The sequence below is a fragment of the Craterilacuibacter sp. RT1T genome, assembly GCF_023502145.1.
In the GTDB taxonomy this organism is placed as follows: domain Bacteria; phylum Pseudomonadota; class Gammaproteobacteria; order Burkholderiales; family Chromobacteriaceae; genus Craterilacuibacter.
This window is the reverse complement of record NZ_JAMFLI010000001.1, coordinates 729899-746856: the sequence shown is the minus strand read 5'-3', so window position 1 is coordinate 746856 and position 16958 is coordinate 729899. Positions and strand designations below refer to the sequence as shown.

Annotated in this window: 15 protein-coding genes; 8 read left to right on the top strand and 7 right to left on the bottom strand. The window is 57.7% G+C overall.

Annotated elements, in window-relative coordinates; genetic code table 11:
- Positions 1-117: 117 nt before the first annotated feature.
- Positions 118-1902, top strand: a complete 1785-nt coding sequence (locus M3P88_RS03815) for an acyl-CoA dehydrogenase C-terminal domain-containing protein (RefSeq protein ID WP_249614715.1) — start codon at positions 118-120, stop codon at positions 1900-1902.
- 154 nt (positions 1903-2056) lie between these two features.
- Here the strand turns inward: M3P88_RS03815 and M3P88_RS03810 are convergent, their stop codons facing one another.
- Together M3P88_RS03810 and hflX are read right to left on the bottom strand one after the other, a co-directional pair.
- Entirely contained in the window at positions 2057-3286 is a 1230-nt protein-coding gene (locus tag M3P88_RS03810; RefSeq protein WP_249614714.1) for an OmpP1/FadL family transporter, read from the bottom strand.
- 828 nt (positions 3287-4114) lie between these two features.
- On the bottom strand, positions 4115-5497 hold the full coding sequence (gene hflX, locus M3P88_RS03805) for a GTPase HflX (protein ID WP_249614713.1): 1383 nt from the start codon (positions 5495-5497) through the stop codon (positions 4115-4117).
- A gap of 278 nt (positions 5498-5775) precedes the next feature.
- On the opposite strand from hflX, the gene M3P88_RS03800 reads away from it, so the two are divergent.
- The 3 genes from M3P88_RS03800 (at position 5776) to M3P88_RS03790 (ending at position 7701) form a co-directional block, all read left to right on the top strand.
- Complete coding sequence (locus tag M3P88_RS03800) at positions 5776-6348, top strand: peptidylprolyl isomerase (RefSeq protein ID WP_249614712.1); 573 nt, start codon at positions 5776-5778, stop codon at positions 6346-6348.
- Between the two features lie 22 nt (positions 6349-6370).
- Entirely contained in the window at positions 6371-6862 is a 492-nt protein-coding gene (locus M3P88_RS03795) for a peptidylprolyl isomerase (protein ID WP_249614711.1), read from the top strand.
- A gap of 116 nt (positions 6863-6978) precedes the next feature.
- The gene (locus M3P88_RS03790; protein ID WP_249614710.1) at positions 6979-7701 is read left to right on the top strand and encodes a UDP-2,3-diacylglucosamine diphosphatase; all 723 of its coding nucleotides are present in this window, start codon (positions 6979-6981) and stop codon (positions 7699-7701) included.
- A 190-nt stretch (positions 7702-7891) separates the two neighbouring features.
- Here the strand turns inward: M3P88_RS03790 and ribA are convergent, their stop codons facing one another.
- Positions 7892-8494, bottom strand: a complete 603-nt coding sequence (gene ribA / locus M3P88_RS03785) for a GTP cyclohydrolase II (RefSeq protein WP_124735276.1) — start codon at positions 8492-8494, stop codon at positions 7892-7894.
- Positions 8495-8741: 247 nt separating this feature from the next.
- Between ribA and M3P88_RS03780 the strand changes: the two genes are divergently transcribed.
- The 4 genes from M3P88_RS03780 (at position 8742) to M3P88_RS03765 (ending at position 13876) form a co-directional block, all read left to right on the top strand.
- A complete protein-coding gene (locus M3P88_RS03780) occupies positions 8742-10007 on the top strand; it encodes a paraquat-inducible protein A (RefSeq protein ID WP_249614709.1) in 1266 nt (421 codons plus the stop codon).
- On the top strand, positions 10000-11655 hold the full coding sequence (pqiB, locus tag M3P88_RS03775) for an intermembrane transport protein PqiB (RefSeq protein ID WP_249614708.1): 1656 nt from the start codon (positions 10000-10002) through the stop codon (positions 11653-11655). Before M3P88_RS03780 ends, pqiB begins: the two co-directional genes overlap by 8 nt.
- Positions 11652-12191, top strand: coding sequence for a PqiC family protein (locus tag M3P88_RS03770; RefSeq protein ID WP_249614707.1), 540 nt, complete (start codon positions 11652-11654; stop codon positions 12189-12191). The genes pqiB and M3P88_RS03770 overlap by 4 nt, the downstream gene beginning before the upstream one ends.
- A gap of 254 nt (positions 12192-12445) precedes the next feature.
- The gene (locus tag M3P88_RS03765; RefSeq protein WP_249614706.1) at positions 12446-13876 is read left to right on the top strand and encodes a carbon starvation CstA family protein; all 1431 of its coding nucleotides are present in this window, start codon (positions 12446-12448) and stop codon (positions 13874-13876) included.
- 69 nt (positions 13877-13945) lie between these two features.
- Here M3P88_RS03765 and flgJ read toward each other — a convergent pair whose 3' ends face one another.
- The 4 genes from flgJ to accD all read right to left on the bottom strand — a co-directional run bounded on the left by flgJ (position 13946) and on the right by accD (position 16931).
- On the bottom strand, positions 13946-14602 hold the full coding sequence (gene flgJ / locus M3P88_RS03760; protein ID WP_249614705.1) for a flagellar assembly peptidoglycan hydrolase FlgJ: 657 nt from the start codon (positions 14600-14602) through the stop codon (positions 13946-13948).
- 157 nt (positions 14603-14759) lie between these two features.
- Positions 14760-15329, bottom strand: a complete 570-nt coding sequence (locus M3P88_RS03755; RefSeq protein ID WP_249614704.1) for a glycoside hydrolase family 73 protein — start codon at positions 15327-15329, stop codon at positions 14760-14762.
- Positions 15326-15925: a hypothetical protein gene (locus M3P88_RS03750; protein WP_249614703.1), complete on the bottom strand. Its 600-nt coding sequence runs from the start codon at positions 15923-15925 to the stop codon at positions 15326-15328. Before M3P88_RS03750 ends, M3P88_RS03755 begins: the two co-directional genes overlap by 4 nt.
- Before the next feature lie 136 nt (positions 15926-16061).
- Entirely contained in the window at positions 16062-16931 is an 870-nt protein-coding gene (gene accD / locus M3P88_RS03745; protein WP_249614702.1) for an acetyl-CoA carboxylase, carboxyltransferase subunit beta, read from the bottom strand.
- Between the last annotated feature and the right edge of the window lie 27 nt (positions 16932-16958).

The window sequence follows — 16958 nt, the reverse complement described above, 5'->3', positions numbered from 1 at the left end:
TGCAAAACCGGCGCAAGTAATTTAAACATACGTTTGAATGCTGTTGGCAAATACTGGCAGCACAACAAAATATAACCCGGACAGCCCCGGTAGCGACACAAAAAGGAGATTTCCCTGATGCCAGCCTACAAAGCCCCCCTGCGTGACCTCGACTTCGTCCTTAATGAGCTGATCAAAGTTCAGGACATTATCCCGACGCTGCCGGGCTATGAAGAGGCGACTCAGGACATCTTCGCCTCCTATCTGGAAGCCGCAGCCCAATTCTGCGAAAACGAAATTGCACCGCTCAACCGCAGCGGCGATGAAGAAGGCTGCGAATTCAATGCCGCCGACCATAGCGTCAAGACGCCGGCTGGCTTCAAACAAGCTTACCAGCAGTTTTGCGAACTGGGCTTTACCGGTCTCGACTGCGACCCGGCTTATGGCGGCCAGGGCATGCCCAAGACGCTGGCCTTCCCGATTATGGAGATGCAGTGCTCGGCCAACGTCGCCTGGAGCATGTACCCCGGCCTGTCGCATGGTGCCTACGCCGCCATCCATGCACACGGCACCGCCGAACAAAAAGACACCTACCTGCCACATCTGGTCGATGGCAGCTGGACCGGCACCATGTGCCTGACCGAACCGCATTGCGGCACCGATCTGGGCCTGCTCAAGACCCGCGCCGAGCCTAACGGCGATGGCAGCTACAGCATTACCGGCACCAAGATTTTCATCTCGGCCGGCGAACATGACATGTCCGACAATATCATCCATCTGGTGCTGGCACGTCTGCCGGATGCACCTAAGGATGTGAAGGGCATTTCCCTCTTCATCGTGCCGAAATTCCATGCCGATGGCAGCCGCAACCCGGTCTCCTGCGGCGCACTCGAGCACAAGATGGGCATCAAGGCCAACGCCACCGCCGTCATCAATCTCGACAATGCCAAGGGCTATCTGATCGGCGAGCCGAACAAAGGCCTGTCGTGCATGTTCACCATGATGAATGCGGCGCGTCTGGGTTGCGGCATGCAGGGTCTGGGCATAGGCGAAGCGTCGTTCCAAGGTGCGCTCACCTACGCGCGTGACCGTCTGCAGATGCGCGCGCTCACCGGTGCCAAATTCCCGGAAAAAGCGGCAGACCCTATCATTGTGCATCCCGATGTACGCCGCATGCTGCTGACGCAAAAAGCCTACACCGAAGCCGGCCGCGCACTGACTGCACTGCTTGCGCTGCAACTGGATATTGAAGAAAAGCACCCGGATGCCGAGGCGCGTCAGGATGCTGCCGACCTGGTGGCGCTACTGACACCGGTCGCCAAGGCCTTTATGACCGACAACGGTTATGAAGCGGCCAATATGGGGGTGCAGGTATTCGGTGGCCACGGCTTTATCCGTGAATGGGGCATGGAGCAGCTGGTCCGCGATTGCCGCATCTCGCAACTGTACGAAGGCACCAACGGCATCCAGGCCATTGACCTCTTGGGTCGCAAGGTGCTGCTGGATCAAGGCGCCAAGCTGCGCAAGTTCTCCAAGCAGATCCACAAGTTCTGCGAAGCCCATGCCGCCAACGCGCAACTGGCCGAATTCGTCGGCCCATTGTCCAAACTGCTGAAAGAAATCGGCGAAACCACCATGGGCATCGGCATGGCGTCGATGATGGATAAGGATGAAGCCGGTGCGGCAGCGACCGATTTCCTGCGCCTGATCGGACACATCACTTATGCCTGGTTGTGGGCACGCATGGCGGAAGTGGCGTACAGCAAGCTGGGCAGCGGCGATGATGCGTTCTACAACGCCAAGATCACCACGGCGCGCTTCTACTACGCCAAGTTGCTGCCTGAAGTTGAAAGCCTCAAGGCCAAGATCAAAACCGGCGCCAAGCCGCTGATGAGCTTGCAGGACGAGCACTTCGCCTTCTGATTGCCCCACCCCGCAGGCAAAACCTGCACCATATGAAATGCAAAGGCCCTCCGACTGGAGGGCCTTTTTATGAACATTCAGATGCGCTCATGAGGCGGTTGGGCGCACAGCGTCGGAGTGTCCGAGCCACCGCTCGCCTGAAACCCGTGAACGATCAGAAGCGGTACTGCATGCCAACACCGATCAGGTGGCCGGTGATGGAGCTGTAACTACCCTGGAAACTCTTAGCATTGATATCGCGGTCACCCACGCCCATCAGATAGGTGTAACCGGCATCCACCGTCAACGCCTTATCGACCTGATAACTGGCCCCCAGACTCAACCACACGCGGTCTGTGTCAGGGATCAGCGGGTTACGGTGCTCCGCATCCGGCACCGGACTGGTTTCATAGGCCACGCCGCCGCGCAAGGTCAGCTTGTCGCTGTAGTTGTAATCGGCACCGACCGAAGCAAACCAGCTGGCCTTCCAGTTGTTTGGAATAATAGAAGGCTCGCCGATTACGGGCTTACCACTGTCGTTTTCAATCACTAAAGTCTCGTAACGGCTCCAATTACTCCAGCGCAAGCTGCCGGTCAGCGCCAGCTTGGGATCAATGCGATGGTAGCCGGACAGCAAGATTGATTCCGGTGTGGTCACACGCGTAGAGCCACCATACACACCATTAAGGCCAGTAAATGCAGGCAATCCCTCTACCGTGTAATCCCCCTCCGGCTCATGCTGAATCTTGGAACGGTAAGACAGACCCACGCGACTATCCGCATTGAACTGGTACATCAGCCCCAGGTTGTAACCGTAGTCCCAGCTATCTGCCTCGATTTCACCACTGGCACTACCTAGCGCACCTTTTTTCAGGTTGGCCTTGGTGTATTGTGCCGACACACCACCACCGATGCTCAACTTATCGTTCAACTGGTAGGCTAGCGACGGGTTCAGGTCGACGGTCATGATATGAGCTTCGATGCCGTCATTGCGCCCACCCCAGTTTTCGCCATAGCCGGAACCCAAGCCAAACGGTACGGTGACACCAAAACCGAAGCGGGTACGCTCGTTGATTTCATGCACAAAAAAGGCGTTAGGAATCGCTTCGCCACCGGCGCGGCCATTTTCAGTAAAACGCTTGCCCTTAGTGGTGACCCCTTCGAACGGCGCATCAATCTCGGCATAGGTAAAACCGCCCTGCACTTGCGTACCGTTCAGCAGCATCATGCCGGCCGGATTGTAAAATACGGCGGACAGGTCATCGCCGGCGACGCCGGCACCGGCATGGGCACGGCCCAGACCGACAATACTCTGCTCGGACAACTGAAAGCCGGCGGCGTGAACGGCAGGTGCCGCCGCAAACAATGCAGCGATCAACAAGGAGGTACGATTAAAACGGGTCATGCGGATCTCCGGGCGATAGGCTCGCCAAGTGGTGTATTGTCTGGCGCATCAGCGCAACAAGAGCATAAGAACTATGCGCTCGCTTTTTAGTGCGCAGAGTCTAAACTCTGAATACGCTTTTACACAAGAAAATTCCGCCATTAAAATCACAAAAAAATAACAACTGCGCAATAAAATAACGAATCGCCGAAAATTTTGATCAATGGCCGAATGCAAAATAGATGGCGCACGCCATGCGCAATACAAGCAGAAAGACAATCCCATTTAAATGTGCGGCGTATATAACAGGCGGCAAGCGGCAAAACCTTCGCCACGGCATTCGCCGGCAGCAATGCGCTAGAAGGCTGTGCTAAGGCCGCGCGGGTCAAAGCGTTGGGGCGCAAAGTTCGCGAATTGAAAAGGCGAATAAAATCTTGCGGCTGGCTGTGCGTATTTTGGCGCAGGTCAAGCCCCCCGCATCAAGCCATGCAAGCCTTCATTGATACGCATTGAAACAAGGGGGGATCGGGCCGGTTTGCCGAGTAGACGTATTCGTGCGTGACATGGTGAGCTGGCGGATCCGCCCCAGTTGCGCACGACGTTGATTCTGGACAGGCAAGAACAAGCACTGCAGTCACGCCTACCTGAGCGCGATGCACAGGCCCGTCACAGAAGTGCATGAAAAAAGTGGAAGCTCGCGTTGACTGGCGCCGCTCGGCTGCATTCTGCCAGCGAAAGGATAAGACCAACGACTCGCGCAGCCTGAGCAAGCGGGCCATGCCCGCCTGACTCATACAAAATAGCCCTCACCCAACCCGGTACGGGCTTAGGCTATGCGGCCATCGCGGCTTAAACTTCCCAGTATTCCTTTTCCCGGCCTTGAGCACCCGGGTTGAGCTGTGCATGCAGGCTGCGCAATTTTTCCGGCTCGCCACGCACCCGGAACCAGCTGCCCTCTTCCTCGGCACGCTCCTCCAAGACCTGACAATGGCTGTAGATTTCACCGCGCAGTTGTTGTGCCGACCACGGCAGCAGCAGCGCGTCCTCCACCAGATCCTGCTGAAAGAAGGAGACGATCATCGCGTGCAGGCTGGCGACTTCCTCCGGGCGACGCGCACTCATCACCACACAACCCGGATAACGCTGCTGCAGTTCGGCAGTCCGGGCCGCCTGCTCGCTTTCATCACCGACATGGTCGATCTTGTTGAACACGCGAATACGCGGCACTTCGTCGGCGCCGATTTCCTGCAGCACTTCGTCGGTCACCTCCAGCTGACGCAGGAAACCGGGATCGCTGGCATCAATCACATGCAGCAACAGCGCCGCATCCAGTGCTTCTTCCAGCGTCGACTTGAAAGAGGCCACCAAGCCGTGAGGCAGGTTCTTGATGAAGCCGACCGTATCGCTTACCAACACGCGCGGCACGCTTTCCGGATAAAGGGCACGCACCGTGGTGTCCAGCGTGGCAAACAGCTTATTGGCCACCAGCACCTCGCTACCGGTCAGCGCGCGCATCAGCGTGGACTTGCCGGCATTGGTATACCCCACCAGCGACACCCCGCCCAGTCCCTGACGCTCCAGACGGCGAGCGCGCTGGGTCTTGCGCTCCAGCTCCATGGCAATGATTTCGCGCTGCAGTTCGGCAATGCGGTCACGCACCTTGCGACGGTCCAGCTCGGTATGCGATTCACCGGCACCGCGCCCGCCCATGCCGCTACGCTGCCGGCCTTGCGGGCCCGCCAGCTTGGCCGCTTCACGCAGGCGCGGCGCCATATAACCCAGACGGGCAATTTCCACCTGCGCGCGGGCTGCACGCGAGCGGGCATTACGATGAAAAATCTCCAGGATGACCATGGTGCGGTCCATCACCGGGCAGCCTACGGCCAGCTCCAGATTGCGTGCCTGCGACGGGGAAATTTCGTGATCCACCAGCAAAGCGTCGAATTCGACGGTAGCGGACTCCAGTGCTTGCGCCCCGGCTTCCGGCCCGTCGCTGCGGACACCGCGATTGACGAACATGCTGACTTCTTCCAGCTTGCCTACACCCAGATAAGCCGTGCGGTCGAAACTGCTGCGCTTTTGCACAAAGGTCTGCACTACCTGAAAACCCAGCGTCTTGGCCAATTCGCTCAATTCGGCGAGCGAAGCCTCAAACTCGACATCACTGACATCCGGTAACTGAACCGATGCCACCAGGGCGTAACGGGGCTTATCTTTGACTTCTGTTTGCATGTACAGATTGCTTTAACTTAATGGCGAACCCAGATAGTACTCACAAATGCTTTCTTCCGTTGGCTAAATGCTTGACTCTCGCCGGCCTCTCGCCTACCCGAGCCACTCAGGGGGCAGGCAAACACGCGTCAAGTCTTACGCTTTACATCATGTGCCCATGCCATGGAGATGCCGGCAAAGCCGGACAAGCGAACGGCGTTCAGGATGGGGTGGGCGGTCATGATGGCTATGCTAGAATCCGTGTTTCGCAAAAACCCGTCATGTAACGAGAACTGCCCATGAAACGCTTGCTTACCTCTTTGTTGCTGTGTTCCCTGCCCGCCCTGACCCTCGCCGCACCGGTGGTGGATCTCGTGACCAATAAGGGGACGATTGAAGTCACACTGGATGCCGCCAAGGCACCCAAGACTGTTGCCAACTTTCTGGCTTATGCCAAGAGCGGCCAGTACAACAATACGATGTTCCATCGCGTCATCGATGGCTTTATGGTGCAAGGCGGCGGTTTCGAGATTAAGGATGGTTCGCTCTCGCAAAAACCGGCCAAGACAACCGTAGCCAATGAAGCCGACAACGGCCTGAAAAACCGCATCGGCACCCTCGCCATGGCGCGCACATCCGACCCGCACTCGGCCAGCAGCCAGTTTTTCATCAATGTGGCCGACAATGAATTTCTCGACCACAAAAACAAAACCCCGCAAGGCTGGGGCTATGCCGTATTCGGCAAAGTGAGCAAAGGCATGGACATCGTCAACCGCATCGCCAAGAGCCGCACCGGCTTCAAGGACGGCATGCAGGATGTACCGCTGGAGCCGACCATCATCCAAAAAGTCATTATCAAATCAGCGCAGTAAAACCCAAACGAGGACATAAACCATGATCAAACTGACCACCAACTTCGGCGATATCGTCCTGGAACTGGATAGCGAAAAAGCCCCGTTGACTGCGGCCAACTTCGAACAGTATGTAAAAGACGGCCACTACGACGGCACCATTTTCCACCGCGTCATCAACGGCTTCATGATTCAGGGCGGCGGTTTCACGGCCGATATGGATCAGAAGCCGACACGCGACAACATCAAGAACGAAGCCAATAACGGCCTGAAGAACCTGAACTACACCATCGCCATGGCGCGTACCCCGGCCCCGCATTCGGCCTCCAGCCAGTTCTTCATCAATGTGGCCGACAACGACTTCCTCAACTTCCAGTCCGAAACGTCCAATGGCTGGGGCTATGCCGTATTCGGCAAGGTCGTGGAAGGCAAGGATGTGGTTGACCGCATCAAAGGCACCAAGACCGGCCGCAAAGGCGGTCATCAGGATGTACCGGTAGAAGCCGTGGTGATCGAGAAGGCCGAGATTATCTAAAAAAACGGGAGTAGAGCGTGGGGAGCAAGGGGAGAAAAGACTCCACGCCCTATTCTCTACTCCCTACTCCCTACTCCCTACTCCCCACTCCCCACTCCCTATTCTCCCGACTGCCCATGCCCATCCACTTCATTTCCGACCTGCACCTGTCCGAAGACGTTCCTGAACTTGCCGCACTATTCGAGCGCACGCTGAATACGTGGGCAGGGCAAATCGACGCGCTCTATATCTTGGGCGATCTGTTCGAATACTGGGTGGGAGATGACGACACATCGGACTTCAACACCCGCATGACTGCTGCCATGCGCCGCTTTAGCGCCCACACGCCGCTCTACGTCATGCACGGCAACCGCGACTTTTTAATGGGCAGCGGCTTTGAGCAAGCCAGCGGTGCGGTGCTGCTAACCGACCCTAGCCTGTTATCGGTTAATGGCCGCCATTACCTGCTCAGCCACGGCGATGCCGCCTGCAGCGACGATAGCGCCTATCAGCAGTTCCGCGCCATGAGCCGCAATCCGCTATGGCAACAGGCGCTACTGGCCAAGCCCTTGGCCGAACGCCATGCGATTGCCCGCCTGGCACGCAGCCAGAGCGAAGGCATGAAGCGCGAACAGGGTTATACCGAGGCCGGTGATGTGACCGAGGTGGCATTACTGGAATGGATGGCCGCGCACGACTGGCCGGTACTGATACATGGCCACACCCACCGCCCGGGCTGCTACCCGATCAGCGACGGGGTGCGCCATAGCGAACGCTGGGTGATTGCCGACTGGCACGATGGTCGCGGCGGGTATCTGCGACTGGATGAAAAGGGACTGACAGCGCTGGAACTGGCGTAACTCGGGACTCGGGACTCGGGACTCGGGACTCGGGACTCGGGACTCGGGACTCGGGACTCGGGACTCGGGACTCGGGACTCGGATTTCAGTGTTTCGGCCAAGCACATTCACTTCAACACCGCAGATCCCGGTTCCCGGCTCCCCGATCCCGCCCACTATTCCCTACTCCCTACTCCCCATTCCACACCACTCAGAACAAATGACCCAGCTTGGCAGCCTTGGTATTGAGGTAATGATCGTTATGGCTATTGCGCCCGACCTTGAGCGGCACATGTTCGGTCACAGCGATGCCGACACGGTTCAGCGTTTCCAGCTTGCGCGGGTTATTGGTCATCACCCGCACCTGATGAATACCCAGCTCGGACAACATATCGCGGGCGATGCCGAAGTCGCGCATATCGGCCGGGAAACCCAGTTGCTCATTGGCCTCCACCGTATCGGCGCCCCCATCCTGCAACTTATAGGCGCGGATCTTATTGATCAGGCCGATACCCCGCCCTTCCTGACGCAGGTAAAGCAAAGCGCCACGCCCCTCTTCGGCGATGGCGTCCAGCGCAGCCTCCAGCTGGAAACCGCAGTCACAACGCAGCGAAAACAAAGCATCGCCGGTCAGGCATTCGGAATGCAGGCGTACCAGCACCGGCGCACCATCATCAACCACACCGAGAGTCAGCGCGACATGCTCCTGCCCGGAAGCTTCTTCGAAGCCGTGCATGGTAAATTCGCCCCATGGGGTCGGCAGTTTGCAGCTGGCAATAAAGCGCAAGGCGGGAACGCGGGACGGGGACAACATGCAAACTCCACACAAACTCATCAAGTGAGCGATGGTAACGGCCATCACGCACGCTGCAAAGCAGAAAATCACGCTTTGTCATCCTACCATGATGGTTCAGCTGCTCGTTTTTACGCCGTAGCCAATGCAATCGCCGCTGCCACCCGCGTGCCACATGCCTTAGAATACACCAATTGAATAATCAATAACCTTAACGTGCTTAGCAAATCCAGATGATCCATCGCCCTCCCGCCACGCAGGTCACACCATGCCGGCCATAGATGCCATACTGCCGGCGCACCCGATGCAATGCCCGCATTGCGACCTTGAGCTCAGCCTGCCGGCGCTACAGGCTGGCCAGCTGGCGCACTGCCCGCGCTGCGATGATGTGCTATGCCGCATTCCTTTGCATGCCACCGACAGCACGCTGGCTTACGCACTGGCTGCGATGATTTTTCTCTGCCTCAGCTTCGCCTTTCCGCTACTGGGCATGACGGTTGAGGGCGTACACCAGCAAATCACCATTTTCAGCAGCGCCGAGATTCTGTTTCACGAAGACTTTGTACTGATTGCCGATCTGCTGTTACTGGTGCTGCTGTTTGCCCCAACCCTGTTTCTGGCCGCCACCTTCTATGTTTATCTGGCCTTACGCCTGGGCTCACGCTGGCCGGGCTTGCGAGCAGCCGCCCAGCTGGCGGCATCCAGCCGGCCATGGATGATGGTGGATGTGTTTGCGCTGGCCATTCTGGTCAGCATGATCAAGCTGGCCTCACTCGCCGAAATCCATTTTGGCCTGTCCTTCTGGAGCCTGTTGCTGTTCAGTCTGTCGCTGACCAAAACCGCTTCACTGGTAGACAAGCACTGGCTGAACTTCAAGCTGGCGCAATTATATGGTGATGACCCGACCCAGCCATGGACCGATGGTGAGCAAAGCTGCCCGGCTTGTGACAAGCGCAACCCCAAGGATGCCCGCCGCTGCGTGCGCTGTGCGCACTGCCTCAGCGCGCGCCGGCCGCATAGCCTGCAACTGACGGTCGGCTTGCTGCTGACGGCAGCGATCTTGTATATCCCGGCCAACCTCTACCCCATCATGCTGACCGAAAGCCTGCGCAGCAGCGAGGCCTCGACCATACTCGAAGGCGTGATCATTATGTGGAACATCGGTTCCTACCCGATTGCACTGATTATTTTTATCGCCAGCGTCATGGTGCCCATCGCCAAATTCGCCGCGCTGTCTCTGCTATGCATTGCCGCCCAGCTACGCAAAGGCGCAGGTGAAGCCGTCAGTGCCCGCCGCTACACCCAGCTTTACCGCGTGACCGAGCTGATAGGACGCTGGTCCATGGTCGACGTTTTTGTCGTGGCCATTCTGGTGGCGCTCGTGCGCATGGGCAAGATCATGTCGGTCTACCCCGGCGTCGCCGCCCTCTCGTTTACCGGCGTGGTGGTCTTCACCATGCTCGCCGCCATGAGTTTCGATATCCGCCTGATCTGGGATAAACGCATCAATAAGGAAAACTCCGCCCATGACTGAACCTGCGGACAACAAACAAGCCATCGCCCGGGTCGCCAAATTGCGCCAGCTCTCGCTGGTCTGGATTGTTCCCATCGTTGCCCTGATCGCGGGCTTGTGGATGGTGTACACCACCTGGAGCAATCAGGGCCCGCAAATCACGCTGCACCTGCCCTCGGCCGAGGGTATCGAAGTCGGCAAGACCCAGATCAAGATTCTCGACGTTAATATCGGCAAAGTCAGTGAAGTCAGCCTGGCACCGGATCACACTGCCGTCATTATCAAGGCGCAACTGGACAAAAGCGCTGCGCCGCTACTGTATCAGGACAGCCAGTTCTGGGTGGTACGCCCACGGGTAGAAAATGGCGGCGTCAGCGGTTTGTCTACGCTGCTGTCCGGTGTTTACATTCAGTTTCAGCCTGGCAAAAGCGGCGAGCTTAGCCGTGAATTCAAGGTACTGGCCACGCCCCCCATTACCGCACCGGATGTACCGGGCCTGCGCCTGCAACTCAATGCCCGCGATGTCAAAACGCTGAATGTCGGAGACCCCGTGCTGTTCCAGCACTTTGAAGTCGGCCGCATCGAAAAAGCCGAATTCGACACCGCCGCGCGCGAAATGCGCTATCAGCTCTTTATCAAGCGCCCTTACGACCAACTGGTCACCGCCAATTCGCGTTTCTGGCTGACCAGCGGTGTCGGTTTTAATCTGTCGGCCAATGGTCTCTCGGTCAATGTCGGCTCGCTCGCCACCTTGTTGGGTGGCGGCATCTCGTTTGATGTGCCGACTGGACACGAACTGGGGGATCGCGTCGCCAATCAGAGCAAGTTCACGCTATACGCCAGTGAAGAGAGTGCCAGCAACCTTTATTACGAACAGCAGCTTCCCTTTGTCGCCCTGTTCGATGAATCGGTACGCGGTTTGCAGATTGGCGCACCGGTCGAATATCGCGGCATTCGTATCGGCACGGTCGCGGCCGTTCCCTTATTCACGCCTGCCCTCGCCACGAATACGACACACAAGCGCGCCATTCCGGTACTGCTGAAAATAGAAGTCGGCCGTTTTGACGACGAAACCGGCGAGCGTCCGCAAGCCTTCTGGCAAAAGCGCATCGATCAGGCCATCCAGAACGGCATGGTCGCCAAACTCAAGACCGGCAATTTGCTCAGCGGCGCGCTGTTTATTGATATCGACTTCTCCGGCAAGCATATCAGCACGCTACCCAAGCCTTACCGCGGCTACCCGATTTTGCCGACCAGCAATAGCGGCGGACTGTCGCAGATAGAAAACAAGGTCATCGCCCTGCTGGACAAGCTCAATGCCCTCAAGCTTGAGCAGACACTGGACAGCGCCAACGGCGCACTGAATGAAACCCGCAACGCGGCAGGTGAAGCAGGCAAACTGGCCCAGTCGCTCAATAGCCTGGTTGGCAGTCCGGACGCTCAGGCCCTGCCTGCCGAATTGCGCCAGACACTGGCCAAGCTGGGTACGGCGCTGGATGGCTTCTCCAAGGGCTCGGTCGCCTATAGCGAACTGAGTCAGACACTGGGCACACTGGGCGCACTATTACAGGAAACGCGGCCGGTGGTGCGTACCTTGAACGAAAGCCCGAATGCGCTGCTGTTTGATCGCAGCACCCCCGACCCGACCCCCAAGGGAGCCCGACCATGAAGCAACGCGCCCTCCTGCTCTCCTTGCTACTGATGCTTGGCGCCTGCGCCAGTGCCCCCAAGGTCAGCTATTACCTGTTGCAAAACCCGGCGACAGAGGCCACAACGGCGCTGCACGCGCCGCTGGCGCTCGAAGTCAAACTGCCCGACTACCTGTCCGGCCCCAGCATCGTCTATCGCGAAAGCCCGGTACAGGTCAATCTGGCGCAATATCACCAGTGGGCTGAAGCCCCGGACAAAATACTGGCCCGCCAGTTAGGCAGCCAATTGGCGGCCTTGCTGCCACCTGCTGCGGGCTCGCCAGCCGGTAAAGTTGAGATCGTATTCGATCAGTTCAATGGCAGCTATCAGGGTTACGCCCAACTGGCCGGGCGTTACAGCTATCTGGATGAGAAAGGCAAAGTGCGCTTAAGCCGGCCATTTGATATCCAGAGCCCGCAACGTGGTGATGGTTATCCGGCATTGGTTGAGGCTTTAAGTCGCGGCACGACGCAGTTGGCTAGTGAAATCGCCCAGCAGATCAGGCTATTGTCTTAAGCGCGCCGGAATAGACAGCAAAACAGGATTTTTCTGCCAAACAAGTAAGCGAGCAGCATCTTTCTTGAGTTATGTCATAGCAAGCAGCACAAGCAGCCATTATTTTGACCTGAGCAAGCGGCACTGGCGGATGCCAGACAAGCCGTTCTGCATCGCGGTCTTGCCTTTGCTGTCCGCAAGGACAGACATAAGAGTTCGACAGAACCAAAAACGGCAAGACCATATCTGCTCAAGAGAAATAGAGGACTTACTCCATGGTCTGGTTTGCCCTGTGCTGCGCCCTGCTGCTGGCAGGTTATTTTGCCTATGGCACCCTTGTTGAAAAAATATTCGCCATCAAGCCCGAGCGGCCGACCCCGGCCGCCAGCCTGGCCGACGGCGTCGACTATGTCGAAATGTCTACCGCCAAGGTCTGGCTGATCCAGTTGCTGAACATCGCCGGCATCGGCCCCATCTTCGGTCCCATTCTGGGCGCACTGTATGGGCCGGTCGCCATGTTGTGGATTGTCTTCGGCTGCATTTTCGCCGGTGCGGTGCATGACTACTTTTCCGGCATGCTCAGCGTGCGCGCCAATGGCGCCTCGGTGCCCAGCGTAGTCGGCACCCATTTGGGTACGTTTATGAAGCATTTCATGAACGTCTTTGCCATCATCCTGCTCTTGCTGGTCGGTGTCGTGTTTGTACTCAGCCCGGCCGGGCTGCTATCCAACCTGACCGGCAGCAATATCGTCATCTGGACCGGCATTATTTTTGCCTATTACATCCTCGCCACCATTGTGCCGGTAGACAAGATCATCGGCCGCGTTTACCCGCTGTTTGGCGCGCTGCTGCTGTTTATGTCGGCCAGCCTGATTATCGGTCTGGGATTCAGCAACAAGACCTTCTACTCGGCTGGGCTGGATCTTACGGCCAATATGCATCCGGGCGAACTGCCTTTGTGGCCTCTGCTGTTCATCACCATCGCCTGCGGTGCCCTGTCGGGCTTTCACGCCACCCAGTCCCCGCTGATGGCGCGCTGCATGCAAAACGAAAAAAACGGCCGCTTCGTATTCTACGGTGCCATGATAGGCGAAGGCATTATCGCGCTGATCTGGTGTACGCTGGGCCTGTCCTTCTACGACACTCCTGAAGCACTGAACGCCACCATGGCAGCCGGCGGCCCGGCCAAGGTGGTACATGAGGTATCCACTTCGCTGCTGGGCATGACCGGTGGCGTACTGGCGGTACTGGGGGTCATCGTGCTGCCCATCACCTCGGGCGACACGGCATTTCGTTCGGCGCGCCTGATCATTGCCGACTTTTTCAATATGCCGCAAAAAGCCATCGCCAAGCGCTTGCTGATTGCCATCCCCATGTTTGTCATCGGCTATGCGCTGACCAAGGTCGATTTCAATGTAATCTGGCGCTACTTCGGCTGGGCCAACCAGACCACGGCCAGCATTATGCTGTGGACGGCGGCGGCTTATCTGCTGCGCCACGGCAAGTTCCACTGGATTGCCACCGTGCCGGCCATCTTCATGACCTGCGTATGCGTGACCTACCTGGCGAACGCACCGATAGGCTTCGGCCTGGCACTGCCGATGGCAACACTCATCGGCATCGCGACCACCATCGCCCTGACCGTGCTGTTCTTTATCAAGATACGCCGTTGCGAACACGCCATCACGGCTGAACAACTCGCCTGATCCGAAGCTACACGCAGCAACGCCAGCCTGAGGCTGGCGTTTTGCATTATGCAGACAATATGTTCTGGTTTATGCACTCATGCGGTCACTGATCCGGCGCACTTTTTTGGTCACATTGGCAAACTTGCTGACATAGCGCGGATCGGTGGCATAGCCGCCTTTATGTAAGGCTTGGGCAAAACCCTTGGCATTGTCGCCCTGCCCCAAGGCCTTGGCGTAGCGCTGGTTATTGGCAAGCAAGGACGCGTAGTCCTCGAAGGCCGCCTGAAATGACGGGTAAGCGCGGAAGGTTTCGGTTTTCTTGACTTTGCGTCCGCCCAGATACTCGGTGGTGCGAATCTTAACCGTGTCGCCCGTCCACGAATCATACGCTTTCAGACTGAACAGATTGTAGCTGTCGCGGCCATCGGCAAAACGGATAGGCTTTTTGCCCCAGCCGCTTTCCAGACCGGCATGTGCAATGATAATCGCCGGATCCACGCCCAGCGTTTGTGCCGCATCTTCAGCGTGCGGCAGCATGGTATAGGTAAAAGCACCGATAGGATCGGAAGGTACGGCAGCGGGCTTGGCTTGTGCTACGGCAACACTGGCCGTTGGTGCACTGGCGGTAAAACGTGGCTGCAACTGGCCAGTGGCAGACTTTTCAGCCTGAGGCTGACTGACTGTACCGCCACAGGCAGCGAGAAATAAGACGACGAACGGGAAAAGAAGAATGTGCTTGCGCAAACTGACTCCTGTCAAACCCAAACAGCCGGGTGAACTAAAGGGAGCGCATACTACCTCACAAGCACTACTTAGTGCAACACCTCAAAAACACCGCAAAGCATTGATTCAAATAACTATTCAATTTACAAGCTTTGGCAAGCACCCAGCTGAAAGCCCATCAGACGCCCGATTCAGCCTCCGGCAACACTTGGCGCAGAGAGTCAGTCACCCTGATCAGTTTGCCCACATAAGCCGGGTCGGTGGCATAGCCGCCTTGCTTCAAGCCACAAGCAAAAGCCCGCGCATCCGGCCCCACTCCCCGCACCGCCTCATAACGCGACAAGCCACCCAGCAAAGACGCATAGTCGGAAAATGCCGCGCCAAACGAAGGATAGGCACGGAAGCGTTCGACACGCTTAAGCTTGCGCCCCCGTATAAATTCGGTCGTTAAAATGGACACTGTCTCACCCTGCCATGAGGGTGTCGCTTTCAGGCTAAAAAGATTATGGCTGTCACTGCCATCAGGGTGACGGATAGGCCGCATCCCCCAGCCACTTTCCAGTGCCGCATGCGCCACAATCACCTCCGGCGCCACACCCAACTGGCGGGCAGCGGGTGCCGCATGGGGCAGCATGGTCTGGGCAAACAGCTGCACGGGCACAAGCCTGCCCGGCAAGGCAGGCGGAGTATGACTGCTGCAAGCCGACAAAAAAGCCGCTGCGGCAACAAACAGGTAATGCTTGCTCATATCCGCTGGCCTGCATGCATCGCCATCAGCTCGCCGCTAGCCGTATACCGGGCAGAAGTCCAGCTGACAACGGCAAAGCACAGCGCAAGCGCCATCCCCAGCTCGCCCAGCTCTTCCAGCGGTAAAAACCACGACTGCCAGGCAAAACAGCCGGATTCAAACAGCTTGCTCCAGTTATCAAATACTTGGGCCAATGCGCCATAGGCAAACGCCAGCGCCAGCCACCACGCGGCGGCATTGCCATGGAAAAAAGCCCGCAGCAAGGCTGGCACCGCGCGCAGTAAGAGCAAAACAGCACACAGCGTCGTCCCCAGCACCAGCAAGGCGACAACTTTCAGCGACCAGGCAACGGCTGGGTCCAGATAATAGGCAAGCTCCGTGCCCTTGCCACCCAACAAAGCACTACGCAAACCCGCTTCGCGTACGGCCAGATGCAGCAAGGCAAAAGCGGCAGGCCAGAGGGCGTGCCACGAGAGGGGGCGCGCCCATAGCAGATAGCCGCCTGCCAGCAGATACAGCAAAGACGACAGCGCCTCCACCGGGCCGTCCTCTTGCAAGATCCAGCCAGCCAGACCCGCATCCAGCCTTGTCAGCACAAAGGCGCTCAGAAATAGCGCCGCCGTCAAAGCACACACACGAAGGAAAAATGACAAAGACAAAATTTACATCCGCATAAAAGCAAAACCGCCAGACTTTTCAGTCTGGCGGCGGAAAACACCCATCCATAAAAACTCAGGCCAGCGCAGGCTCACGCATCAGCAAGGTAGCCAGATCTGCCACGCGCTGCTTGAGTTCACGCCGGTCGACAATCATATCGACCGCGCCTTTTTCCAACAGGAACTCGGCGCGCTGAAAGCCTTCAGGCAGAGTTTCACGCACAGTCTGCTCGATGACACGCGGGCCGGCGAAGCCGATCAAGGCATTGGGTTCAGCAATCACCACATCACCCAAAAAGGCAAACGAAGCCGATACCCCGCCCATGGTCGGGTCGGTCAGGATGGAAATAAACGGCAGTTTCGCCTGCGTCAGCAAGTCCAGTGCGGCACTGGTCTTGGCCATCTGCATCAGCGAATTCAGCCCCTCCTGCATGCGTGCACCACCCGAGGCGGCCACACAGACAAAAGGCGCCCGCGCCTCGACCGCCGCTTGTACGCCGCGCACGAAGCGTTCGCCAACCACCGAACCCATCGAGCCACCGATAAAGCGGAACTCGAAAGCAGCCACGACAACCGGTACGGTCAGCATACTGCCCTGCATCACCACGAGGGCATCATCCTCGCCCGTGGCGGCACGCGAGGCGGCCAGACGGTCGGGGTATTTCTTGCTGTCCTTGAACTTGAGGATGTCTATCGGTTTGACTTCTGCACCGATTTCACGCCGTCCCTCTTCATCCAGCAGGATGTTCAGGCGCGCACGCGCATCCAGTGCATTATGATGGTTGCACTTGGGGCAGACCTGCAGATTGCTCTCCAGATCGGTGTAATACAGTACAGCTTCACAGGCAGGGCATTTGCTCCACAAGCCTTCCGGAACGGAAGAAGTCTTGTCGGAGCGGCTTTCCCGCTTGATCTTCGGTGGCAAGAGCTTATTGAGCCAGCTCATCGAGATTCCTTACAGTCTGGCCAGGCA